General features: G+C 56.7%; 28 protein-coding genes and 1 other RNA gene. 12 read left to right on the top strand and 17 right to left on the bottom strand.

Annotation, left to right across the window (positions count from 1 at the left end):
- Positions 1-22: 22 nt before the first annotated feature.
- The 7 genes from ACRZ91_RS06265 to ACRZ91_RS06235 form a co-directional block, all read right to left on the bottom strand.
- Positions 23-706 (bottom strand): nitroreductase, encoded by a 684-nt coding sequence (locus ACRZ91_RS06265; protein WP_480903341.1) that lies wholly within the window; start codon positions 704-706, stop codon positions 23-25.
- A 30-nt stretch (positions 707-736) separates the two neighbouring features.
- Positions 737-1,828, bottom strand: coding sequence for a TFIIB-type zinc finger domain-containing protein (locus ACRZ91_RS06260; protein WP_480903339.1), 1,092 nt, complete (start codon positions 1,826-1,828; stop codon positions 737-739).
- A gap of 35 nt (positions 1,829-1,863) precedes the next feature.
- On the bottom strand, positions 1,864-3,012 hold the full coding sequence (locus ACRZ91_RS06255; protein ID WP_170472619.1) for an SPFH domain-containing protein: 1,149 nt from the start codon (positions 3,010-3,012) through the stop codon (positions 1,864-1,866).
- Positions 3,013-3,034: 22 nt separating this feature from the next.
- Positions 3,035-4,006: a DUF2927 domain-containing protein gene (locus tag ACRZ91_RS06250; RefSeq protein WP_480903336.1), complete on the bottom strand. Its 972-nt coding sequence runs from the start codon at positions 4,004-4,006 to the stop codon at positions 3,035-3,037.
- Positions 4,006-5,196, bottom strand: a complete 1,191-nt coding sequence (locus tag ACRZ91_RS06245) for a toxic anion resistance protein (protein WP_010441886.1) — start codon at positions 5,194-5,196, stop codon at positions 4,006-4,008. The genes ACRZ91_RS06250 and ACRZ91_RS06245 overlap by 1 nt, the downstream gene beginning before the upstream one ends.
- A 29-nt stretch (positions 5,197-5,225) precedes the next feature.
- Complete coding sequence (locus ACRZ91_RS06240) at positions 5,226-6,140, bottom strand: 5-bromo-4-chloroindolyl phosphate hydrolysis family protein (RefSeq protein WP_480903334.1); 915 nt, start codon at positions 6,138-6,140, stop codon at positions 5,226-5,228.
- Between the two features lie 175 nt (positions 6,141-6,315).
- A complete protein-coding gene (locus ACRZ91_RS06235; protein WP_480903332.1) occupies positions 6,316-7,194 on the bottom strand; it encodes a pseudouridine synthase in 879 nt (292 codons plus the stop codon).
- Here ACRZ91_RS06235 and ACRZ91_RS06230 point away from each other — a divergent pair.
- Positions 7,193-7,642: a nucleoside deaminase gene (locus ACRZ91_RS06230; protein WP_480903330.1), complete on the top strand. Its 450-nt coding sequence runs from the start codon at positions 7,193-7,195 to the stop codon at positions 7,640-7,642. The genes ACRZ91_RS06235 and ACRZ91_RS06230 overlap by 2 nt on opposite strands.
- Before the next feature lie 4 nt (positions 7,643-7,646).
- On the opposite strand, the gene ACRZ91_RS06225 is transcribed toward ACRZ91_RS06230, so the two are convergent.
- From ACRZ91_RS06225 to ACRZ91_RS06215, 3 genes are read right to left on the bottom strand one after another with little or no spacing between them, the layout of a single operon-like run.
- Positions 7,647-8,615 (bottom strand): adenylate/guanylate cyclase domain-containing protein, encoded by a 969-nt coding sequence (locus ACRZ91_RS06225; RefSeq protein WP_480903328.1) that lies wholly within the window; start codon positions 8,613-8,615, stop codon positions 7,647-7,649.
- Positions 8,612-9,787 carry a M24 family metallopeptidase gene (locus ACRZ91_RS06220; protein ID WP_480903326.1) on the bottom strand — a complete coding sequence of 392 codons (1,176 nt, stop codon included), beginning with the start codon at positions 9,785-9,787 and terminating at the stop codon, positions 8,612-8,614. Before ACRZ91_RS06220 ends, ACRZ91_RS06225 begins: the two co-directional genes overlap by 4 nt.
- Positions 9,787-10,479, bottom strand: coding sequence for a metal-dependent hydrolase (locus ACRZ91_RS06215; protein WP_480903324.1), 693 nt, complete (start codon positions 10,477-10,479; stop codon positions 9,787-9,789). Before ACRZ91_RS06215 ends, ACRZ91_RS06220 begins: the two co-directional genes overlap by 1 nt.
- 57 nt (positions 10,480-10,536) lie before the next feature.
- Here ACRZ91_RS06215 and ACRZ91_RS06210 point away from each other — a divergent pair, with 57 nt between their 5' ends.
- Positions 10,537-11,208: a ceramidase domain-containing protein gene (locus ACRZ91_RS06210; protein WP_480903322.1), complete on the top strand. Its 672-nt coding sequence runs from the start codon at positions 10,537-10,539 to the stop codon at positions 11,206-11,208.
- 52 nt (positions 11,209-11,260) lie between these two features.
- On the opposite strand, the gene ACRZ91_RS06205 is transcribed toward ACRZ91_RS06210, so the two are convergent.
- Entirely contained in the window at positions 11,261-11,824 is a 564-nt protein-coding gene (locus ACRZ91_RS06205) for a DUF4202 domain-containing protein (protein ID WP_480903320.1), read from the bottom strand.
- A 152-nt stretch (positions 11,825-11,976) separates the two neighbouring features.
- Positions 11,977-12,135, bottom strand: coding sequence for a hypothetical protein (locus tag ACRZ91_RS06200; RefSeq protein ID WP_010441895.1), 159 nt, complete (start codon positions 12,133-12,135; stop codon positions 11,977-11,979).
- Positions 12,136-12,359: 224 nt separating this feature from the next.
- Between ACRZ91_RS06200 and gatC the strand changes: the two genes are divergently transcribed.
- The 5 genes from gatC to rnpB all read left to right on the top strand — a co-directional run bounded on the left by gatC (position 12,360) and on the right by rnpB (position 16,062).
- Positions 12,360-12,647, top strand: coding sequence for an Asp-tRNA(Asn)/Glu-tRNA(Gln) amidotransferase subunit GatC (gatC, locus tag ACRZ91_RS06195; protein ID WP_170472591.1), 288 nt, complete (start codon positions 12,360-12,362; stop codon positions 12,645-12,647).
- Between the two features lie 3 nt (positions 12,648-12,650).
- Positions 12,651-14,138 carry an Asp-tRNA(Asn)/Glu-tRNA(Gln) amidotransferase subunit GatA gene (gatA, locus tag ACRZ91_RS06190; RefSeq protein WP_480903318.1) on the top strand — a complete coding sequence of 496 codons (1,488 nt, stop codon included), beginning with the start codon at positions 12,651-12,653 and terminating at the stop codon, positions 14,136-14,138.
- A 40-nt stretch (positions 14,139-14,178) separates the two neighbouring features.
- Positions 14,179-14,871 carry a hypothetical protein gene (locus tag ACRZ91_RS06185; RefSeq protein WP_480903316.1) on the top strand — a complete coding sequence of 231 codons (693 nt, stop codon included), beginning with the start codon at positions 14,179-14,181 and terminating at the stop codon, positions 14,869-14,871.
- Positions 14,822-15,526 carry an N-acetylmuramoyl-L-alanine amidase gene (locus ACRZ91_RS06180; RefSeq protein ID WP_480903398.1) on the top strand — a complete coding sequence of 235 codons (705 nt, stop codon included), beginning with the start codon at positions 14,822-14,824 and terminating at the stop codon, positions 15,524-15,526. The genes ACRZ91_RS06185 and ACRZ91_RS06180 overlap by 50 nt, the downstream gene beginning before the upstream one ends.
- A 138-nt stretch (positions 15,527-15,664) precedes the next feature.
- An RNA gene (gene rnpB / locus ACRZ91_RS06175) (RNase P RNA component class A) lies at positions 15,665-16,062 on the top strand.
- Positions 16,063-16,068: 6 nt separating this feature from the next.
- Here the strand turns inward: rnpB and ACRZ91_RS06170 are convergent.
- Positions 16,069-16,401 carry a GYD domain-containing protein gene (locus tag ACRZ91_RS06170; protein ID WP_010441900.1) on the bottom strand — a complete coding sequence of 111 codons (333 nt, stop codon included), beginning with the start codon at positions 16,399-16,401 and terminating at the stop codon, positions 16,069-16,071.
- 371 nt (positions 16,402-16,772) lie between these two features.
- Between ACRZ91_RS06170 and rpmG the strand changes: the two genes are divergently transcribed.
- Both rpmG and ACRZ91_RS06160 read left to right on the top strand, forming a co-directional pair.
- On the top strand, positions 16,773-16,940 hold the full coding sequence (rpmG, locus tag ACRZ91_RS06165) for a 50S ribosomal protein L33 (RefSeq protein ID WP_010441901.1): 168 nt from the start codon (positions 16,773-16,775) through the stop codon (positions 16,938-16,940).
- Positions 16,941-17,147: 207 nt separating this feature from the next.
- Positions 17,148-17,654, top strand: a complete 507-nt coding sequence (locus tag ACRZ91_RS06160; RefSeq protein ID WP_480653347.1) for a hypothetical protein — start codon at positions 17,148-17,150, stop codon at positions 17,652-17,654.
- A gap of 63 nt (positions 17,655-17,717) precedes the next feature.
- Here the strand turns inward: ACRZ91_RS06160 and ACRZ91_RS06155 are convergent, their stop codons facing one another.
- The 3 genes from ACRZ91_RS06155 to ACRZ91_RS06145 form a co-directional block, all read right to left on the bottom strand.
- Positions 17,718-18,191, bottom strand: coding sequence for a GNAT family N-acetyltransferase (locus ACRZ91_RS06155; RefSeq protein ID WP_480903313.1), 474 nt, complete (start codon positions 18,189-18,191; stop codon positions 17,718-17,720).
- A 78-nt stretch (positions 18,192-18,269) separates the two neighbouring features.
- Positions 18,270-19,007, bottom strand: a complete 738-nt coding sequence (locus tag ACRZ91_RS06150) for a Bax inhibitor-1/YccA family protein (protein WP_010441904.1) — start codon at positions 19,005-19,007, stop codon at positions 18,270-18,272.
- Positions 19,008-19,202: 195 nt separating this feature from the next.
- Positions 19,203-19,421 (bottom strand): DUF1127 domain-containing protein, encoded by a 219-nt coding sequence (locus ACRZ91_RS06145; protein WP_170472574.1) that lies wholly within the window; start codon positions 19,419-19,421, stop codon positions 19,203-19,205.
- 127 nt (positions 19,422-19,548) lie between these two features.
- Here ACRZ91_RS06145 and ACRZ91_RS06140 point away from each other — a divergent pair, with 127 nt between their 5' ends.
- Positions 19,549-20,427 (top strand): LysR family transcriptional regulator, encoded by an 879-nt coding sequence (locus ACRZ91_RS06140; RefSeq protein ID WP_480903311.1) that lies wholly within the window; start codon positions 19,549-19,551, stop codon positions 20,425-20,427.
- On the opposite strand, the gene ACRZ91_RS06135 is transcribed toward ACRZ91_RS06140, so the two are convergent.
- Entirely contained in the window at positions 20,411-21,379 is a 969-nt protein-coding gene (locus ACRZ91_RS06135) for an NADPH:quinone oxidoreductase family protein (RefSeq protein WP_170540972.1), read from the bottom strand. The two genes, ACRZ91_RS06140 and ACRZ91_RS06135, sit on opposite strands and share 17 nt — an antisense overlap.
- A gap of 337 nt (positions 21,380-21,716) precedes the next feature.
- Here ACRZ91_RS06135 and ACRZ91_RS06130 point away from each other — a divergent pair, with 337 nt between their 5' ends.
- Complete coding sequence (locus ACRZ91_RS06130; RefSeq protein WP_010441908.1) at positions 21,717-22,088, top strand: helix-turn-helix domain-containing protein; 372 nt, start codon at positions 21,717-21,719, stop codon at positions 22,086-22,088.
- A gap of 44 nt (positions 22,089-22,132) precedes the next feature.
- The gene (gene hisN, locus ACRZ91_RS06125) at positions 22,133-22,924 is read left to right on the top strand and encodes a histidinol-phosphatase (protein WP_170540967.1); all 792 of its coding nucleotides are present in this window, start codon (positions 22,133-22,135) and stop codon (positions 22,922-22,924) included.
- Positions 22,925-22,953 lie beyond the last annotated feature (29 nt).

Genomic DNA, 22,953 nt, shown 5'->3' with positions numbered 1-22,953 from the left:
CTGCAATTCCTACTCTTGGTGTTTATTCACGCCAATCAACGATATCATCCAGAGCGGCACGTCCTGTTCTGAAAGAGTTGGCTGGATGGTCTTTATTTGGATATCCGAATGAGATCGCACACAAAACAATCCGGTCATCTGGAATATCGAAGTACCGGTGAAGAAACGGACCATAAGCCGCAACCGCCGCCTGAGGGATACTGGCCACATCCAGGGCTTGTGCCGCCAATGCGAATGCTGTCACAAACCCTCCGCAATCCATGGCACCGTATGGGCCCAACTCGGCGGGGCTGGATAGGATGGCGCAGTGTGGGGCTCCGAACAGCGTGTAGTTTTCCATCATTTGCTGCGCCGAAGCGGTGCGATCACCCTTTTCGATGCCGACTGCTTTGTATAACGCCCAGCCGCATGCGCGCCGACGATCCTGATAGACACCGGAATACCTGGTTGGAAAGGGCAGGTCCGGGTTTGGGCTGGCCTGTTGTGTCTCGCGCTGCAACGCTTCGCGAAAATGGTCAGTTTCAGTGCCACTGGTGATCGTAAGCTGCCAGGGTTGCGCGTTGCACCAGCTTGGAGCACGCGTTGCGCTTGTGACGATGTGTTCGATCTGTTCACGGGGAACAGGGTCTGAGCAAAAGGCACGGCACGAATGGCGCTGAGTTAAAAGATCGTTCAGAGCGTCAAGGTGCAAGTCAATTTCCCCCATCCAACGCGCTATCTGACACGAGTGTTCTCTTTATTGTTGTCCGGTTGCAACCAGATAACCGACACCTGCGGCAACGAGCAGGCCCAGTACCACCGCGACGGTAATCTTGATCGCCGACCAGGGGCGCTCACCCTGAACGCGCCCGGTTCTGCCATTCACTACAAAGCGATAGGTCTCGCCCCGGTATTTATAGGCTGCCATCCAGACCGGCAGCAGGATATGTTTGAACGTGACATCTCGGACTTCCGTATCGACAGCGTGGATGCGCTGACGATCGCCACCGATATCAAACCGTACATCACGCTCGATCACGCGCGCCATGTGACCGCGCGCCTCCTGATATCCTTCCTGCAATTCGACCGTATAGGCTTCGGCACGGAATCCAGCCAGATATTCGGGCTGATAGGGCTCAAGTGCGGGCAGATCCCAGGGTTCCAGCGCATCCGTATAGGATTTGGGCAGGGATTGTGATGCCAACACCAGAACATCGTCAAAAAACCGTGCCACGCGTCCAGACTTTGGCGACCAGCGCACCTTGGGAACCTGCTGCTGAACGCGCTTTCCATCCCGCATCACGGTTCGGGTTTCGTAATAGACGACACCACGTTCGCCCCGATAACTCGACTTGGTATCGGCATCGAATGTCCAGTAGGGCACGTAGATGCCCTGCATCTTGCGGCCTTTGCGGGCGTATTCCTTCAGCCCATTGGGCGCAAACCACAGTCGCCCCAGCCAATCCCCCATGGCTTGGTGCGCCGAGCGTTCGTCCAGTGCAAAGGGCAACACACCGCGTGGCTTGATATGGCGGCTTACACCGGTATCAGTGACGACAGGTGTCGCACAAAATGGGCACTCTGCGGCGTGTGTGTTCGGGTCAAATTCGACCTGTGCTGCGCAGTTGGGGCAGGTAAGAACACGAATTTCTTCAATTTCACTATCGGGGAGGCGATCCGCGATGGCCGTGTCGAAATCGAGTTCACGTAAACTGGCCCCTCCCCACGGGCCCGCTCCAATGGCCTCGGAATGTCCGCAGTGATCGCAGGTGAGCGTTCCGTCATCGGGATTGAACCGATAATCCGCCCCGCATTGTTCGCAAGGAAAACGGTGTTCGACTTTTGCCATTACAGAATCCTGGTCATGGATAACCTAATATCGGGTCAGGCGCCCGGTGGCGGCGGTGGCAAGATGGTGAACAACTGCGCCAATTCTTGTACGTCCCCCGCCTTTTTCCAACCGTCCTGACCGGCGGTCCAGACGTGGGTATCACGCGTGATCTCACCGTCGGTTGCCATACGACCCATCTTGGCTTTGGAAAATGGTCCGCTAGTCTGGCCATCCACCGCGATATGCCACACATGCTCGACGGGTGGCGGGGGCGGCGGTGCCGCATGCGCTGACGCTTGCGGTGCAGCGGGGGCGGAACCGCTCCAGGGACCGCTGGGCTGACCCGCTGCCATGTTCGACATTTGCTGCGCCATCGCCATGCCCATCCCCATGCCAAGACCGGCACCCATGCCACCGCCCTGACCGGGGTTATTGGCAGCCGCTGTCATGGCCTCGGCAGCGGAATACTGAGTGAACTTGCCCAGATCGCCCGCCAAACCCATCGAGGTGCGCTTGTCCAGAGCCGCCTCGACCGCAGGTGGGAGCGAGATGTTCTCGATATAGAATTCGGGCATACTCAAACCATACCCATCCAGCACCGGTGACACCTCGGCTGCGATCAGTTTTCCCAGATCGGCGGTGTTCGCGGCCATATCGAGAACTGGAATGCCCGAGCCTGCGATGACGCGGCTGAATTCCTGCACGATGATGTTTCTGATCTGAAAGCTGATCTCGTCCATGGTGAATTCACCATCGGTGCCTACGATCTCTACTAGGAATTTCGCCGGGTCCTTGACCCGCACCGTATAGGTGCCGAAGGCCCGGATGCGTGTTGGCCCAAACTCGGGATCGCGCAGCATGATCGGGTTCTTGGTGCCCCATTTCAGGTCATTGAACCGGGTCGTGTTAACGAAGTAAATTTCAGACTTGAACGGAGACTGGAAACCATGATCCCAATGCTGCAGCGTCGTCATGATCGGCATGTTGTTTGTCTCAAGCATGTAGAGTCCGGGCGTGAACACATCCGCCAGCTGCCCCTCATGCACAAACACGGCCGCCTGACCTTCGCGCACTGTCAGCTTGGCACCGTATTTGATCTCGTGGCCCTCACGCTCGAACCGCCAGACCATCGTGTCGCGGGTGTCATCAACCCAGTGGATGACGTCGATGAATTCGCCGGTCAGAAAATCAAAAATTCCCATTGGATTTCTCCTGTCTTCGGGGTCAGAGCGACTGCCCCATCAATTCGCGTGCAATGATACGGACCACCGGACGTGCCTCGTCAGCGGTCATGCCCGCTTTCAAGCGTGGGTCGTAAAGAATCGTCAGTAGTTTTTCGTCATGGCTGGTGAGCAGGGCGAACTCGTCGTCATCATTGAAGATCGACGGTCGGGCCGATGGGCTGTCATTCGGAAGCCCCAATCCTTGCGCAATCTCTTCATGAACGCAGCTCAGGCGCACCAGATCGGGATGTTCTGCCCGTATCAGGGCAACAGCCCGGGTATAAGTCTGAGGCGCGCTGTTCGATGCCGACGCAAACACAAAACAATAGAAAGACCGTGGCAGTTTGTCGAAGAGATCAAGCTGCGCCTGTCCTATGCCGGGGATCAGTTGTCGCAACCGGGCTTGTACATAGGCTGTATCATCTTCACCTGCCACGAAAACGTGGAAATTTGCATTCCGGGTGGTGGTCGAAACCGGATGTCGAGTCAGCCGCGACAAACGGTTGGCATAGGCGTCAATTCGGGCAGTCTCTTGCTGGCGAACGTTTGGCGCGACTGAGGGTCCGAATTCGGGTTTGATGCGTACGGGTGACGACCAGCGACTTAACTGTCGGCTGGTTCTTCTGCTACCGCTCGAGACAGCCTCCCCCGGATATTCATTGTAAAACGCAATGGTTTCGAAATTCCGTGCGAGGTCATCGGCGTCGTAGGGCGTATCCGGCCCACCACCATCGGTGCGCAACAGCCCGCGCGTCAGCAGGTTGTTTTGAACGCTTTCATAGTACCGCGCGAGGTCGAGGCTGGCGGGCGAAGGGGGCTGATAGGCATTGCTCAAGCCCTGAGGTTGCTCCGGGCGGGGTTCCGGAGCGATGGACGTCGTCAAGGCCTCTTCGCAGCCAGCTAATACCAGCAGCGAAACTACCAATGTTGCAGTCCTAGCGCGATGTAATGGCCGCACGCCCGCTGTTTCCATTATCCGGGGACAGCCGTTCCGGCATTGTCACCGATCCCGTCCTGTCGCGCTTTGGCCGAGGCGAGCGTGTCGCGCAACTCGGCCTCCATCTTCTTCAATTCTTCCTCGGCGGCGGCGCGCTTGGCTTTGCCTTCGTCCGCAATGGCGAGGCTTTCGTTGATCGTACCGATCAGGTCAGCGTTGGCCTGTTTGACGGCTTCGATGTCGAAGACACCACGCTCCATCTCTTCGCGGATCATCTTGTTAGACTCGCGCAGGTTGGCCGCGTTCGAGGTCAGCAGCTCGTTGGTCAGATCATTGGCATCACGTACTGCGGCTGCAGCTTCAGCACTGCGCTGGATGGTTACCGCTTGTGCCAGCTGGGTTTCCCAAAGCGGCACGGTATTGACGAGGGTTGAATTGATCTTGGTCACCAGCGATTTATCGTTTTCCTGCACCAAGCGGATCGAGGGCAGCGACTGCATCGTCACCTGACGGGTCAGCTTGAGGTCGTGGACCCGGCGTTCCAGATCGTCGCGCGCGGCGCGCAAATCGCGCAATTCCTGCGCCTTCATCACCTGCTGGTCTTCGGGTGCGGCCTGAACCTCGGCCTCTTTTTCGGGAATGTCATGGCTGTCCAGTTCGGTCAGCTTTTCCTCACCCGCCGCAATGTAAAGCGCGAGTTCGTCGTAGAACTCCAGCGTCTTTTCATACAGAAGATCCAGAGACTTGATATCTTTCAGCAAGGTGTGCTCATGGCCCAAGAGGTCGTCTGTGATCCGGTCGATCTGGCTTTGAACGTCCTCATACTGCGCCGTGAACTTGGCAAAGGGTGCTGCGCGGCCTAGCAGTTTTTCCCACCAGCTACGCTCGCGGCGAACGTCTAATTCGCTGACAGAGAAACCCCTGATCGTCGTTACGATATTGCGAAGGCTGTCGCCCGCCGGGCCTACATCCTTATTGCGGACATCGGCCAGCATCGCCTGGCTGATCTCCTGCAATTCCGCCTGTGCGGATGATCCAAATGACACGATCGAGTTTGTGTCGCCCATGTCGATCTCACCCATCCGCTTGCGGATTTCGGCACCAACCGGTTCGTCGGCGTCTTCAAGCGGCACAATCTCAGCCTGCGGCTCAGGGAGGGCGACGGCGGTGACTTCTTGCACCAGTGTTTCAGCCTCGACTGCCTTGTTCTTGATCTCATCGGACATGGGGTAATCCTCGCTTACATAAAAGCCGGTCAATCCAACCGGACGCCTTCGCGCTGCAGCCGGTCACGCAGCACATCAATTTCAACCGTCAGATCGCTGCGGTCATCCAATAGCATCTTTCGCGTCCGCGCCGCGAAATTCTGTTCGAGATCGTCCAGCAGGGCCGAATAATCTGCCAGCGCCTGCGCATCGCGGGTACGCGCAAAGACGTCCGAGAACTTCACCGTCGCATCGCGTGCGCCCTGCAAGTAAACCGTCAGATATTTCCGCGCGCCCGCCAGATCACGTGGGTCTTCTTCGACCGTTCGGAACAAATCGCGGGCGGTATCTTGAAACCGCTCGACACGCGCTTCGATCTGACGGTCTCCGGCGCGTTTGATCGCGTCTGTCATTTGGGTCAGGTGAGATTCCGCATCCTCAACAACGCGCGCCACGCGATCTTGTTGGAAGGTGTCGATGCCTTCCATACCCTTGTCTTTCAAGGGGTCGATGCCAAAGGACACCGAATGTAATGCAGTGGCAACAACCCCAAACAGAACCGGTGCCAACAGGCTGGCCTGAGCTGCGGTTTCTGCATCTAGAAACTCTGTTCGATACGCGGCCAATGCCGTGCCCAGCCCAGTCAGGACGCTTGAGAAGATTTTGCGGGGGAAGGCCGGGCGGCGGGCGGTACGTTTGGCATTGTATGCAGATTCCGCTCGCAGCCCTTCGCGCAGCAAGAATGCGGCGGCCGTCAGCAGACCTGCAGCGATCAAACCAATTGTCATTCCGATAGCGCCGTCGTTCAGTGACAGGAATGCCAACGGAATTGCGGGCACAAATAGGAGGTTCGCGCGTGCACCCGCCGGTTCGACCCGAGCTCCGTCAAACTGTCTACGAGAGGGTTGATCTTGGTCTGACGACGCACCCTGAGGGCTGAATTTCCCACCGAACCTTTTGGCCATGCCCTTACAAGCCCCCAAGCACGCCGGTACAGACGCCGAACAACAGCACCAGCAGCGCTGCATACGCCAATTTTTGTACTCCGGTCCCGGACATGGTGCCCCCAAACTGTCGCTATCACAGAAAATTTAGGCGATGCGATGGCTTGGCGCTAGGGGGAAGGTTACTTAAGCCGCGTCACTTGCGAGGTTTCTTGCCGATTGTCGGCCTTTTGCGCTGAGGCCGGGCAGGGCGTTTGACGGTTGGCTTGCCGCTTTCTTCACCGTCCATCCCCAGTTGGTCACGCAAAACACGCCGACGAATCTCTTCAACCTCACCGGATTTCAGGTCACCAAGCTGAAACGGGCCATAAGAAATCCGCAAAAGCCGGTTTACCGCATAGCCGATATCTTCGATTGCTCGGCGAATCTCGCGGTTCTTGCCTTCGCGCAGACCGATGGTTAGCCAGGCGTTCGCACCCTGTTGGCGGTCTAAGGTAACGGTCATGGGCTGAAACCGCTCTCCGTCTATGACCAATCCCTTGCGAAGCGGTGCAAAATCTTCGTCCTTGGGGCGCCCGTTAACCCGCACCCGGTATTTGCGCAGCCATCCGGTGGCGGGCAGTTCAAGCTTGCGCTTGATGCCGCCATCATTGGTGAGCAGCAGCAACCCTTCCGAATTCAGGTCGAGCCGTCCGACACTCATGACCCTCGGCATGTCCTCTGGCAGATCGTCGAAGATCGTCTTGCGCCCCTTTTCATCACGCGCCGTCGTCACAAGGCCTGGAGGCTTGTGATAGAGCCATAGGCGAGATGGGTCGGGCTCGGACACGGGTTTGCCATCGACAGTGATCCTGTCCTTGGCCGTCACATTCAGCGCTGGGCTACTGATGGGTTTGCCATTCACGGTCACACGACCGGCTTCGATCATGCGTTCAGCCTCGCGACGTGAGGCGACACCGGCGCGGGCAAGCACTTTGGCGATCCGATCGCCGGGAGGAGGGGTATTGGTCATCCCCCGCCCATAGCCTATCCCGGCGGCTTGCGAAAGCCGGGTTTCTGGGGCAGTCAGAGGCATGGAGTTCCGATCTCACATGAAACTGGCGCTGGAACAGGCGCAGGCGGCGGCAGACCGGGGGGAGGTGCCCGTGGGGGCTGTAATTATCGGACCGGACGGTCAGGTGGTTGCCGCTGAAGGTAATCGGACACGCGAGTTGAACGATCCCACCGCCCATGCCGAGATATTGGTGCTGCGCGCCGCCTGTGCACAGGCCGGATCGGAGCGGCTGCCGGATCACGATGTATATGTGACGCTGGAACCCTGTGCCATGTGTGCGGCAGCACTGGCTGCCGCGCGTATCCGGCGTGTGTATTACGGTGCATCCGATCCGAAATCAGGCGGCGTCGCCCACGGCGCGCGGGTATTTTCGCACCCGCAGGCACATCATGCCCCTGAAATCTATGATGGGATCGGTGCCGAAGAGGCCGAGCGATTGCTCAAGGGTTTTTTCGCGGGACGGCGTTAGCGCGCTACCAACTCAGATTATAGATCGTGTGATCGCCGGGCAGACCTTTCAGTGAAACTGATCTTGGTGTGCCAAAGGTCAACCCATCTTGCCCGTCCACTAAAAGCTGGGTTGCGTCGGACAAACGGACCTCTCCCGGTGCTGCTGAGGCCGCGATCCGGGCGGCTTTGTTCACTACCGTACCGAAGAAATCGTCATCGGTCTGGATCACATCCCCCGTATGTATGCCGACGCGAATCTGCAGCGTTGGTTCGCCCACTTCGCTGGCGTTGCGCCGCTGCAGGTCGACTGCGGCCATCAGTGCCGCCCGCGCCGACGAGAAGCTGGACATGGTTCCATCCCCCAGCGACTTTACCAGCGTTCCGCTCTGAGCCTCGATGACTTCACGAGCCAATTCAAAGTGTTTTTGAATAGCATCGGTCCAAACCCGATCTCCCAGCTTGTCGGCAATAGCCGATGAATTGACGATGTCAGTGAACATAACCGAAGCCATGCCCTCGCGCTGATCCTGACGAAACCCGTCGCGTGCGGCTGCTACCAGCGCGTCCAGGGCTTTGTGCTCGATACCGATTTTTTCCATGTTAGGGATCGGATTGGACACGTGGCAGTGCACCATCTTCCACACACCATCTTCGAGATGCAGGATGAAGGTGAACCTGTGCAACATTGCTTTTTGGTTCGTGGCAAAGCGAAGCGTTGCAACGCAATGGGCCCAACCAACTGTACCGCATTCAAATGCCTCTAGGCTGTGTTCTTCCCAAACGTAGTCGGGAATTTCGGCCACATGATCAGGGAAACCCTTTCGGAATAGCGAGCCTGACCAAATCTCCCCATCCGCTGAGCCTTGATACCGCAGGTACTCAGACGTCGACAGCATGTTGTAGAGCGCTGCTCCATCTTTGGTTCGAACAGCGTCATTCCAGCGTCGCACCACCGCGATTAACTCTGGCGATGGGCGAATAGACTGATTCATTTGGATTTTACCACAAGCTCCCGAGGGATGTCCGCCAAAGGCTGGCCACCATTGGCGGTAACCAAAAAGCTCTCGGTGATCGCCAGTCCCCAATCCGAAGTCCAGAGCCCAGGCATCAAATGGAAGGTCATATTTTCTTGAAGTTCGGTCGTGTCACCCGGCCGCAGGCTCATTGTGCGTTCACCCCAATCAGGAGGATAGCTTAATCCGATCGGATAGCCGGTGCGGTTGGCTTTGACATATCCGGCGCGGGCGAAACTTTCGTAAACACAGTTCGCGACCTCTTCGCAAGTTGTGCCCGGACGCGCCGCGCTCAAGGCATCATCGATGGCCCTGAGCACAGCAGCCTCAGCGCGGCGAATATCTTCCGGAGGATCACCCAGAAACAGGCTGCGACTGGCCGGGCAATGATAACGGCGATAGCACCCTGAGATTTCAAAGTACGTTGCCTCATCCCGCGTTAAGGATCTGTCGTTCCAGGTGATGTGAGAGGCCGAAGCCTCGGTGCCTGAAGGGGCGATTGGAACGATTGCGGGATAGTCCCCGGCCAGCCCCGGCAATCCGGCGATGCCTGCCGCCTGTACTTCGGCAACCAGTTGGTTTTTTGGCAGTCCTTCGCGGAACGCATCGCGCAACACCCGATGCATATGGGCGGTAAGCCGCCCTGCTTTTCGCATCATTTCGACTTCGGCGTCGCTTTTGACCGCCCGCTGCCAGTTTACCAGGCCAGTGGCATCCAAAATCGCAGCGTCTCCGAATGCGTTCTGCAGTATGCGGTGACTGGCGGCCGAGTAATAGTAGTTGTCCATTTCGACAGCCAGTGCCGAAGTCCATCCGCGGTCCCGCAAAAATTTGGCGAGGGAATCGAGGGGATGGTGGTCGGGGTGTTGAACGTGCTCTTCAGGCCAGTCCAGAAGATCAGATGCATCCATCCATGTGGTCTGCGCTGCACCAGCCTTGTCCTGCGTGCGCCCCCACCATAGTGGAGAACCCTCCGCTGGCAGGATGACCATCTGGGGTACATAAAAACTCCACCCGTCGTAACCGGTAAGCCACGCCATGTTCGATGGGTCGGTTATCAGCAGGGTTTCGATCCCCTGCTGTTCCATTGCTGCGCGGGTCTTCGCGATACGGTCGGCAAATTCCTGGGCGCTGAAATCTGTGGCGGGCATCAGAGAGAAATCGCTTTCATCACTTCGGGTTCGATCACATCGACGCCCGGCAGGCCGTCAATCAGAGCCTGAGCTGATTGTTCGAGAACCGGAAAGGTTTGGTAGTGGCACGGAATAATCGTTTTGAAGTCAAAGTACCGTTTGGCCGCGTAGGCCGCGCCTTTCATGTCCATGGTAAAGTGACCACCGGCGGAAAGGATGCCGATATCGGGTTTGTAGAATTCCCCCATCCAATCCATATCCGCCATGATATCGGTGTCGCCAGAGACGTACACCATTCTGCCCTCGGTTGAGATCATATACCCGACTTCGGTCCCGCCGGTTCGCAATCCGTCGGGGGTTGAAAAGGTCGAGCTGTGCGAGGCTGGGACCATCGATACCTTAATACCGCTAAGGTCAACTGTGCCGCCTTTATTGAAACCAACTGTTTCGATTCCTTCCGCCTCGGCCCAATAGCCCATCAGATCGTACTGTCCCACGACGGGTACATTCAGATGTTTGGCCAGTGGCAGTACATCAACGATATGATCGAAATGGGTATGGGTCAGCAGGATATGGGTTGCACCCGCCACCGCCGCATCATGCTGATCTTCGGGCAATGACGGGTTCCCCGTCAGCCAGGGATCGACCAGCAGGACCTGCCCCGATGTTTCGATGCGAAAGCTGCCATGTCCCAGCCAAATAATATCCATAGTGAAACCTCCCAAATTCTGCTTGGCGTCAGCCTAGCATCGGCTATGTAAAAATCCATGGACTGGACGCAGTATATTGACGGTTATTGCGAGCGGCTCTCGCCATCGTATTGGGCCGAGCCGATAAACGCCGTGACCAATGTGGCGTTTCTTGTTGCGGCATTCGTCATGTGGCGCAGGGTGCGAGGGCAGGGTGCTCCGCTGGCGATGGCCTTGGTTGTGATACTGGCAATGATTGGTGTCGGCAGCTATCTGTTTCATACGCATGCACAGGTTTGGGCCGCGATAGCAGATACAACGCCGATCTTGCTTTATATTCTGGTTTATATCTTTGCGGTGAACCGGGATGTCTGGGGGATGCGGCCCGTTTATGCGCTGGGTCTGACCGCGCTGTTCATTCCCTATGCGGCGTTGGCGATTCCCGTGTTTCAGCTGGTGCCGGGTTTGGGCGGTTCAGCAGCCTATGCACCGGTGCCGCTATTGATCCTGATTTATGCTTTACTGTTGAGGTCGCGAACCCCTGATACAGCGCGCGGGTTGGCGATCGGGGCTGGCATACTGATCGCCTCGATCATTTTCCGAGCCTTGGATGAGCCAACCTGCGGTCACTTTCCCATCGGAACGCATTTCATGTGGCACATACTGAACGCCACCATGCTGGGCTGGATGATCGAGGTATATCTGCGCGCCATTCGGGGGGCGCCTGTTACGACTGCGCCGGGTACTTGAGGCCAAACCAAAACACATTGGCGGGCTACCAGTTCCTTGGAATCACCTGAGGTCAGTCACGGAATGCTGCCGCCAATGCCTCGGGCAGATCAAATTCCGCCAAAACTCTGGCGCGGCCTTCGGCGGACATCTTGATGGCGGTTTTTTCTACGATGCGCTGAATTTTCTCGGTTGAATGCTTCGCTGCGAAGGGTTCAAAATACCATTTCAGGAAAACGAAACAGATCACATCCTCAAGCGCCTGCACGTCCGCATGGCGCTTGATGCCTTGTTTGCGCAGCATCTGTTCGACTGCTTCGATTCGATCCGCACCGTATTCGGCTTGTTCCATAAAGCCTCGCACCACGTCCGCGTGGTAAACACCTTGTGCCTTTCGCCATGCCAGATAACCGGCGCGCCCTTCCGGATATTCGGTGCGCTTCAGTTTCCACCGTTCGACATGCTGCCCGCGGGCGGCAATCTGTAGTGCATCAGATGCATTTGGGAAAAGGCGATCAAGCTCTGCACTCATGCGCTGGCCATACAGCAGTTCTGCGGGCTGCCCGTTTTCCATATTGGGATCTTCCGCATTGGCGGCGTCAATTGCGTTCAGTACTGCTTGCTTGCGTGCGCTCATGTTCTGCTCCGTTAGCTCGCCTGATCGTCACCTGTGGGTGTTTCGGCTGATGGTCTTTGGTCATGCTAACGACTTGTCGGACAGGGTACAGCGGTGATTTGGAAAAAGTGCCGGATCAGGAGGGGGAAGCCGATCCGGCACATGGGACAGGTCTACTTGCCTGTCTGGGTTTGATCTTTGGTCACAGGCTCCGATACAGGCTGAGGGAAGCTGAGGTTTCGGGTCAGATTGTTCATGTCTATTCCCAATGCCAGGGCAGGAGATGTCAGAACCACGGCGGCCAAGATGAATGCAGGGACAAAGGTTTTCATATGCTGTCTCCGGTTTCGAGTTGTGTCACACAATTGAAATGAACAGTTCGGTTTAGTTTTCAATGCCGAAAATGAACTAATCAGTTCACCAATTTGCATAGGGGGCATTCAAAAACGCATGGCTGCTGGCGAATTGAGTGCGCACGGCGGCGTCATCCGGTGACCGGTCTTGCGAGTGATGCGACAGACGGGTAAACGCCCCTTAACGCATATGAGGTTTTCCGATGTCGATAGACCAAAGCACCGCCGCCAAGGTGGCCAAACTCGCCCGGATCAAGGTCGAGGATGACGCGCTGCCCGCGCTGGCATCCGAGTTCAACACCATCCTTGGGTTCATCGAGCAACTGAACGAAGTGGATGTCGAAGGTGTCGAGCCGATGGTCTCGGTCACGCCGATGCGTCTGAAGCGTCGTCAGGACGAAGTCACTGACGGAAATCAGCAGGACAAAGTTCTGTCCAATGCCCCCGATGCGCGCGAAGGGTTCTTCGCTGTTCCCAAAGTTGTGGAGTAAGTCATGAGCGAACTGAACAAACTGGGGCTGGCTGAAGCCCGCGACGCGTTGCGTGCCGGTGATGTAACTTCGGTTGAACTGACTGAATCCTGCCTGACAGCCATTGATGAAGCCGATGCGCTGAACGCGTTCGTCCACAAGACACCCGAGATTGCGATTGAGCGTGCAAAGGCCGCAGATGATCGGATCAAAGCGGGCGACGCCCCTTCGATGTGCGGCTTGCCGATCGGTATAAAAGATCTGTTCTGCACCAAAAGTGTTCCCTCGCAGGCCGCGTCCAAGATACTCGATGGCTTCAAGCCCGAATACGAATCCACTGTGTCTCAGCAATTGGCTGACGCAGGTGCCGTGATGCTGGGCAAGCTGAACATGGACGAATTCGCCATGGGCTCGTCCAACGAAACCTCCGTTTATGGTAACGCCGTCAGCCCGTGGCGGCGTGGCAACGACGAGGCTCAGCTAACACCAGGCGGCTCGTCTGGTGGTTCGGCCTCGGCTGTTTCTGCTGATCTGTGTCTGGCTGCGACCGGCACCGATACCGGAGGTTCGATCCGGCAGCCTGCCGCCTTTGTTGGCATCACCGGCATCAAACCGACCTATGGCCGCTGCTCACGCTGGGGCATCGTTGCCTTCGCCTCGTCGCTGGATCAGGCTGGCCCGATGACCAAGAACGTACGTGACGCGGCGATCATGCTGGAAACCATGTGTGGCCATGACCCCAAGGATTCCACCAGCGCCGAATTGGCTGTGCCGAATTTTGAGGCAATGCTGACCGGCGATATCAAGGGCAAGAAAATCGGTATTCCCAAAGAATACCGCATGGACGGTATGCCCGCCGAGATCGAAAAGCTCTGGGTTGATGGCGCTGCTATGCTGAAAGACGCAGGGGCTGAGATCGTCGATATTTCGCTGCCGCACACCAAATACGCACTACCTGCATATTATGTGATTGCTCCTGCTGAGGCGTCTTCGAACCTTGCCCGCTATGATGGTGTCCGCTATGGCCGCCGCGCGCAGCTGGCACAAGGTGACGGAATCACCGAAATGTATGAAAAGACCCGCGCGGAAGGCTTCGGCCCCGAGGTCCAGCGCCGGGTAATGATCGGCACATATGTGTTGTCGGCGGGTTTCTATGACGCCTACTACAACCGCGCCCGCAAAGTGCGGACACTGATCAAGAAAGACTTCGAAGATGTCTTCGCGACTGGCGTTGACGCAATCCTGACCCCGGCCACACCTTCGGCTTCGTTCGGCCTGGGTGAGATGACCGAAGCTGATCCGGTTCAAATGTATCTGAACGACGTGTTCACCGTGACCGTGAACCTAGCTGGCCTGCCCGGTATCTCGGTTCCTGCAGGACTGGACGCTCAGGGACTGCCGCTAGGTCTGCAACTGATCGGCCGCCCATGGGAAGAGGGCGATCTGCTCAACACCGCCTACGCGCTTGAGAATGCCGCCGGGTTTGTGGCCAAGCCAGGCAAATGGTGGTAATTCTCTAACCGGCAGAACGACAAGAAGGCGGAGCAGCCGAATGCGTAAATTGCTTCTGATTTCGACCCTCGGGCTAGTAGCAGCCTGTGATACGGTCGCCCCTGTATCGGGCACCGGGTTCAATACGCCGGAATACCAGGCCCAACGCGAGGCTGAACTGGCCGGGCAGGGGCTGGCTGGTAACCCGCTGCTACCACCCGAAGCGATTTCGGAGCAGCCGCTTTCGGCGCAAGGTGCTCCTCTGAATGACGGCAGTGCGGCTGATATTGCAAACCAGACGGCTGTGGCGCTGGCCAGTACGTCTGAACAGCAAGGCTTAGTTGCCCCAGTGACAAACAACACAGGCATTTCTGACGAACAGGATTTTGAAGCCGTTTCAAACAGGCGTAGTATCGATGCAGATGCGGCCCGGATCGAACAGAACCGACAGACATATGAAGTTGTCGCGCCAACCGCGGTTCCACAGCGCGGTACAGATGGACAGCCCAACATCGTGCAATATGCGCTGAACACGTCAAACCCCGTCGGAACCCAGCTCTACAGCCGAGCAGGGTTCAATTTACAGGCCAAAGCCGAGCGGAACTGTGCGCAATTCGCCTCGCCGGATCAGGCTCAGATCGAATTTCTGGCCAACGGCGGTCCCCAGCGCGACCGTAAAGGACTGGACCCGGATGGCGACGGCTATGCCTGCGGCTGGGACCCCAGTGCGTTCCGCAGTGCCGTCAACAACTGAGCTTTCGCCGATCTGGCATCCATCGCCCAATTTCGGCCCCCGGCGCGATGGGTTGAAGCCCGTGCTGATCGTTCTGCACTATACCGCAATGGAAAGCGCATCAGCTGCGCTCGAGCGCCTTTGCGATCCCGGTCCTGAAGTTTCCGCTCACTATCTGATTGGCGGCAATGGCGTGCTCTGGCAGCTTGTACGCGAGGAAGACCGCGCCTGGCACGCCGGGGCCGGGGAGTGGCACGGGCAAACAGATATAAATTCCCGTTCCATTGGCATCGAATTGGACAACCGGGGCGATCACCCGTTCTCCGAGCCTCAGATGAACGCGCTGGAACAACTTCTGTCCAAACTCATGCGGCGCTGGTCGATCTCTCCGGAAGGTGTCATTGGACATTCCGACATGGCACCCGGGCGCAAGACAGACCCAGGCCCCCGTTTTGATTGGCAAAGACTGGAACGTCAAAGCCTTGCCGCTCCAACTGGCACCGAAGCACCTTCCGAAACGACGTTCCGGGCGCTGGCGCAAGTCCGGGGATATACAGCTGATGTCGATGATGACATCCTGCTCAAAACCATTCGCCTGCGCCATCGTCCCTGGGCCACAGGCCCATTGCACCCTGACGATTTCAAAGCGCTGGCCCTTCCTCCACATACGACCTGATCCGCGCTTCATCAGGCCAAAAAAATCAGGCCAAAAAAATCCCGGGGTTGAATTGACCGAAGGCCAAGAAGGGGCTGGCCCCTTCATCCTCCAACCGCTCTTGACGTAACCTCTCCCAAAGCATACCCAACACCTCGCGCGGAGGGCCGGATGGCCGCTGGGGCATATGCCCGAGAGGAAAGTCCGGACTCCACAAGGCAACGGTGCCGGGTAACGCCCGGGCGGGGAAACCCGACGGAAAGCGCCACAGAAATCAGACCGCCGAGGGCCTTGGCCCGAGGTAAGGGTGAAACGGTGGGGTAAGAGCCCACCGCGCCGCTGGCAACAGTGGCGGCACGGCAAGCCCCACCGGGAGCAATGCCGAATAGGGTCCCCGCGCGGGCCGGTCGGTGCAAACCGATACCGCCGCTAGGCTCGCTTTGGCCGAGAGGGACCGGGTTGGCAGCTCGAGCCGCGCAGCAATGCACGGCCTAGAGGAATGGTCATCGAAGGGGGTAACCCTGGAACAGGATCCGGCTTACAGGCCCTCCGCGCATAATTCCTCAGCCCGTCGGCGGCGTATACACCCCGGTTAGCGTTGCTGCTTTTGCAGCGACCGAAACGAACTCTTCGGCGGACCATGCGCGCACGGTTTCGATTTTCGATACTGCACCCGTGCTGGCAACGGCCATCCCGATTGCGACCGCATCAGTGCCGTCAGGGACCTCGCTGATGACAACAACATCGTTGCTACCGGTGGTAACGTAGAATGAGATCAGCTTTCCGCCCGCTTTCTCAAGCAGCGCACTGACCGGGCCGGTACGATCCTGAGGATTGGCAACCATCGCCTGAACGGCCTCGGATGAGTAGGATGCGTAAGTGATGAATACAGGCATGAAAACCTCCCACTGTTTAAGTCTATTCGGAACCATCCGACTGGCCGGTTCCATGGCCAGATTGCTTGCTGAGACGCCTGCAATTCAGGAACACCCGGGTAACCCGGGCGATACTATTGACGTGAGTGGTGTAGGGTGCCGGACGATAGTCCCGGTCAGATTTGGCCCATGATCGCAACACGGACTCTTTGGTCACGGTGACCCTATCACAGTTTCGTGAACACACCAAGCGACACCCCGTTGAGGCGGAGTAGGGAATTGTTCCCGGAACACGGCGAATCTGGTTGACTTGGGCGTACGAGCAGTTAAAAGCGCACGCTCATAAGGATTCAACCGAAAGGCCCCTGCCTTTTCGGACGCAGGAGATAACCATGGCGAAGCCGACGACAATCAAGATCCGTCTGAACTCGACCGCGGGCACGGGCCACTTCTACGTGACCAAAAAGAATGCGCGCACCATGACCGAGAAAATGACCATTCGTAAATACGATCCGGTTGCTCGGAAACATGTCGAGTACAAAGAAGGCAAGATCAAGTAATCTGCCCTCTGACTTGAATTTTTGAAAAAGGACTCTGCCGATGCGGGGTCCTTTTTTGTTGGTTTTAGGCGTCCCACAGCGCGTCGGTGCGAAACACGGGCGTTGCAGGGGCGCATCAGCCCCTCGGGTGTTCTGGGTGAGGGCGGCTTGCTTTTACGCACTCCATGCCGCTACGCTTCAGCAACTCTTTCCAAAATGTTGACCGCCATGAAAAAAATCTTGTTACCCGCCCTTGCAGTTCTGACCCTGTCAGCCTGCGAAGATCCGTTTAACCGCGAAGGTGTTGGTTTCACCGGGATAGATGGTGAACCGCGTACGGTATCCGATGTGAAAGGAGCCGTGGCATTTGTTCAACCTGCAACCAACATCCCGGCAGAGCTCGCCAAGTTGCCAACGGTTCAGGTCTCGTCTGATCAGACCGAGCTTTCCAAGATGGCGAAAGTAGCTATCGATAATGGTGGACGCACTGATACCAGCGCCGTTCAGCTGTCAGGCCAGAGCACTAATCTGCTGTTGAGCACGGTCAGTGTGAACGGGACATTGTTTGGTGTGTTGCGAACTGAAGAAGGGGACACTCGCGTGGACAATTCCATCGGTGCAACCTTCGGAGCGCGAACCGAGCGCTTTACCGGTTGCTTGCCCGCTGGGGATGTTTACCGCAAAGGCTCGTCCAAGCGCAGCTCTGGTTTTGCGGTGCCGCTGAACTGTAGCTGATTGCCAAAGTACCAAACCATTTTGCACCCCCGCCAATTTGGTGGGGGTTTTCTGTTTCCGCCGTTATTCAACGCGCCATTCAGCGAAACTGATTACGGGGTTTAGCCCGGCGCGCGCCATCAATTCAGCCGAAGGCGTATTGAAGGTTGCATAGGTCGTGGCCAAAACATCTCCGCCATCAGCAAGCAGACCTGCGCGAACCTCGTTTATCAAGGCTAATCCGATTCCTTTCCGACGGTGCTTGGTATCGACGCTGATGTGGTGCAGCATCGCACGTGTTTCCGCCCGGCGAAAAGGTGTCGCAGCACGCTTCTCAAGCTCAAAAATCGCATATCCCAACAGTATTTGATTCTCCTCATAGCCCAATGCAACCACTGCGTCGTGGCTGAGCCATTCTGAAAGATAGGAAACGACTTCCTTGTCATCTGGCAAAGGCGCGTATCGCTGTGGCTGGTTTTGAACATGCAGGTCATGCACCTGTTGAAGTAATGGCAGCAAACGATGCGCCTGTGACGGGCAAATGGTGGCGATGGACATCAATGGTCCTCCGATTATCCAAACAAAAAGGGCGGGTCTTTTCGGACCCGCCCTTTGGCTGTGAGTATGAGGTTCGCGTTATTCGCGATTACCAAGCAGCTGCAGCAGGAACATGAACATGTTGATGAAGTCCAGATACAGGTTCAGTGCGCCCATGATGGCCGCCTTGCCTAGCCATTCCTGGTCACCCGCATGGGCCATCTGCAGATAGGTCGTTTTGATCTTCTGAGTGTCATACGCGGTCAGGCCCGCAAAGATCAGAACACCCAGGATCGACACAGCGAACATGATCGCAGGCGACTGCAGGAAGATGTTGATGACCATCGCGACGATCAGACCGATCACGCCCATCATCAGGAAAGTACCCATGCCGGACAGGTCTTTCTTAGTGACGTATCCGTAAAGCGACAGGCCCGCGAATGCGATCGAAGTCACTAGGAATACCTGCGCGATCGAGATGCCGGTGAAGGCTACAAAAATCCAGCTCAGCGACAGGCCCATGACGGCAGCAAATGCATAGAAGAACAGCTGCGCACCAGACGCCGAAAGGCGGTTGATGGCGGCACCAAAGCCAAACACCATTGCAAGAGGTGCGAACATTACGATCCAGCCCAGGATATTCGGGCTAAGCGTGACTGGGTCACGGAAGATCGACAGAAGTTGCGGGCTTGAGCCAACGGCCCAGGCAACAGCAAACGTGATCAGCATACCTACGGACATTGTGCCGTAGACTTTGTTCATATGGGCGCGCAGGCCCTCATCAATCTCGGCAGCGCGCGCCCCGGACGCCGTCCGGATCGTGTCGAATTGTGCCATTTAAGGGTCTCCCTTCAATATTCTGTGCTCAGCCTGCGATTGCAGGCCGGTTTCCCACTAAATATCGGAGAGTACGGCCCTCGTTTCAAGGGTTTTCACTCTAAAACTCAGCAAAACTGTCGGCAAATTTGGTGACTGGTGCAAAAAACCTGACGGCGCAGTCCCTAATGCCGCCAGATTTCTTCTATTGTCCAATTAATACAAGTGTTTGTACCAGCAGTCAGGCGCATCCCACATAGGACGAGAAGCCTCGGCTTCTGCCTCGGAGCGGGTGATTCCGATATCTTCCAAAGCGCGATCATCAAGCTGAGCCAGTTTTTGCCGTTGCCGCGAAAGGCTCAACATGTTGAGCAGGCGGTCTCCAATCGATTTACCTTTGATGCGACGCAGAGTCGAAATGGCTAGATGGGTCATGGGTATTGCCCTTTCATGTTTGACTGATGAAACACCGTGCTTCAATCAATTTCCTTGATCTATATGGAGCATTCTGACATATTTTAAAAATGAATGTTTTTGACGTTACCCATAAGGAATCTTGAAGATGCGAAATCTGGACATCACTACGCTTCGTTCATTCGTTGCCGTCGCGGATCACGGCGGCGTTACCCGCGCAGCTGGATTTCTTCATCTCACGCAATCGGCTGTTTCCATGCAGCTCAAGCGGTTAGAAGAGCTACTCGGGCTGGAGCTGCTGGATCGATCCGGTCGAACCATTGCGCTGACCGCGTCTGGCGAGCAACTGCTGGCCTATGCGCGCCGGATGATTGCGTTGAATGATGAGGTGATCGGGCGGCTCACTGATCAGGCCTTTGAAGGAGAGGTCGTGTTGGGGGTGCCGCATGATGTCGTTCATCCGTTCATCCCCCGTGTCCTAAAGCGCTTCAATGCCAGCTTCCCGCGCGTGAACGTGAACTTGGTTACCTCGAATACGCGTCAGCTGAAGGAGGAATTTGCGCGCGGAGGTTTTGATTTGATCGTGACCACGGAATCGGGAGCGGGCGAGGGGGCTGAAACCTTGTATCATATGCCCCTGCGTTGGGTCGGGGCTCTGAACGGGTCCGCCTGGCGACAACAGCCTCTGCGGCTTGGGTTTTGCCGCAATTGCATCTTCCGTCCGGTTGCGACCGCGGCGCTGGATGACGCTGGGATCGAATGGGACATGAGCATCGACAGCGATTCAGACCGTACGGTTGAAGCAACAGTCAGTGCTGATCTGGCGGTGGGTGTACTGTTGGAGGGGACACAGCCCAACCATCAGGAACTGATCGACCATGCTGGGGTCCTTCCGGACCTGCCGGTGCAGTTCATCAACCTTTATGGTGCTGAAAGAGTGCGCGAGGAATATGTGGCTGAGCTCGCAAATCTCCTGCGGCAAAACTTTTCACACCCCAGTGCGCGCCCCCTCAAAGTGGCGAGTTGATCTGGATGACGATCTTACCGGTGGATTTGCGATCACGCAGCAATTCCAATCCCTTGGCTGCGTCCTGCAAAGGCAGGATGTGGCTGATATGAGGTTTAATCCGTCCTTCTGAGTGCCAGCGAAACAGGGTGCTGAAACTATTGTGAACGATTTCCGGCTTAAATTTCAGGTAACCACCGATATAGACGCCAATCACACTGAGATTTTTAACCAAAAGATGGTTGGCCGGAATCTGAGGAACTTCACCCCCCGCAAAGCCGATGGGCAATAGGCGGCCCTCGGGATTCGTGGCGCGGAACGCAGCCTTGAAAACGTCACCACCGATGGCGTCATAGACCACGTCGGCTCCGCCAAGGGCGCGAACGCGGTTACGCAGATCCTCATCCGCATCGATCAAATGGTCCGCACCGGCCTGCTGCGCCACCACCAATTTGTCCGCGCCGCGCGCTTGCGCGATGACGGTCGCCCCCATCAGTTTCCCGATTTCGATGGCGGTCAGCCCAACGCCGCCAGCAGCTCCGGTCACCAGCAACGTTTCGCCGGCCTGTAGGCGTGCCCGGTGCTCCAACGCGATATGGCTGGTGCCATAGGCGATCTGAATGGCGGCAGCGTCTTCGAAACTCATTGTGTCTGGGATGACAATAACCCGGTCAGCATCGAAGACACCAGATTCGGCCAGGCCGCCCTGACCAGAGAAAACAGCGACGCGGTCACCTGGTTTTAGATGCGTAACACTATTTCCGACTTCGGCAACGACCCCTGCAATTTCCATACCCAGAGTAAACGGAGTGCCGGGTGTATCCTGATAGGAGCCTTTCTGCATCAAAAGATCGGCAAAGTTCAGCCCGCAGGCCCGAATGGATACGCGCACCTGATTTTCCGCTGGTGTCGGCTCGGGCATTTGGCAAATTTGCGCCATTGCTCCCTTGGTTTTGATACGAAATGCCAGCATCAGTGTTCTCCGGTATTTTAGGGCACATAGGCGGAGAGCGCGCGCGTTTTGTCAATTCCAATCAAACACCCTTCTCAAACAGGTGTCTGGTCTGATTTGTTGTCTCCGAACATACACAGATGTGATGATCCCGGTACTCAACCATAATCAACAGTCCATATTCTTGGATTCAACCGTCTTGAAAAAAGAATCGATTGCGGCAATATTATTGTTCTATGGTGCTGTTCGGGGGGCACGATCCTAAGTTAGGAAGTTCTTAAGCAGCGACCCGCTAACTTGGCGGTGACGGCTGCTGTTGCGGTTTCCCGGACAGGTGTTTGTGTAAAGGAGACTACCAATGACCCATCACGTCGATGTCCATGTGGGCAAACGCGTCCGGCATCGCCGCTGGCTGATTGGCATGACTCAGCAGCAGTTGGCGCAGCAAGTTGGTATCAAGTTTCAACAGATTCAAAAATACGAAACGGGTGCCAACCGTGTAAGCGCGTCGCGTTTGTGGGACATTGCCGAGGCATTGGATGTTCCGGTCAGCTTTTTCTTTGAAGGTCTTGAAGAAGCTCAGAAAGCAGAGGCTGACAAAAAATCAGTTCCTGCAGATCTGATGGGTGATAAAGAAGCGCTTGATCTCGTTCGCTCGTACTATGCGATACCGGAAAATCAGCGTCGCCGCTTGTTTGAACTGGCGCGCGTGCTGAGCGACGTCGCCTAATACAATCGCTTGACTTCGCGGGGTGCCCGTCGCACGGGTAAGCCATGCAAAACACCCTACGAAGTGATCTAGAGATTGCCGAAGAAATGGCCGACGCGGCGCGGGTGGCCATTCTTCCGTTTTTTCGCCAATCTAACCTGAAGACGGACAACAAGCTCGATGCCGGGTTTGATCCTGTGACTGCAGCTGACCGCGAAGCAGAGAAAGCGATGCGTGCAGTGCTGGCCATTCACCGGCCCAAGGATGGCGTTTTAGGGGAAGAGTTTGGCCATTCCGAAGGAGTGAGCGGACGGGTTTGGGTATTGGACCCAATCGACGGCACGCGCGGATTCATAAGTGGTACGCCCACATGGGGTGTTCTGATCGCCCTAAGCGATGAGACTGGACCTAAGCTTGGCGTAATCGATCAGCCCTATATCGGTGAACGCTTTATCGGAGATAAAGAGCACGCCTTTGTCAAAGGCCCTATGGGGCGCGCGGAACTCGAGACCCGGAATACGCGATCATTGGATCAGGCGATCATCTTCACCACCTTTCCTGAGGTCGGCACCGAGGCCGAGGCCGCTGCCTTCAAGGCGGTTTCTCAGAAAACGAAGCTGACGCGTTATGGGATGGATTGTTACGCCTATGCGCTACTTGCTGCAGGGCAAACCGATCTGGTGGTCGAGGCTGGGTTGAATGCCTACGATATCCAGGCCCCAATCGCGGTGATCGAAGCAGCAGGTGGTATTGTGACAGATTGGCAGGGTAATCCTGCCCATAATGGCGGGCGTGCCCTCGCAGCAGCCAATGCTGAGATTCATGCGGCGGCGCTGGAAATCTTGAAGCAATATTAAACGGGTTGCCGCACCCCCCCATGCGGCTT

It is taken from the genome of Ruegeria sp. O11 (assembly GCF_056535285.1).
This window is presented reverse-complemented; position numbering and strand designations above follow the sequence as displayed.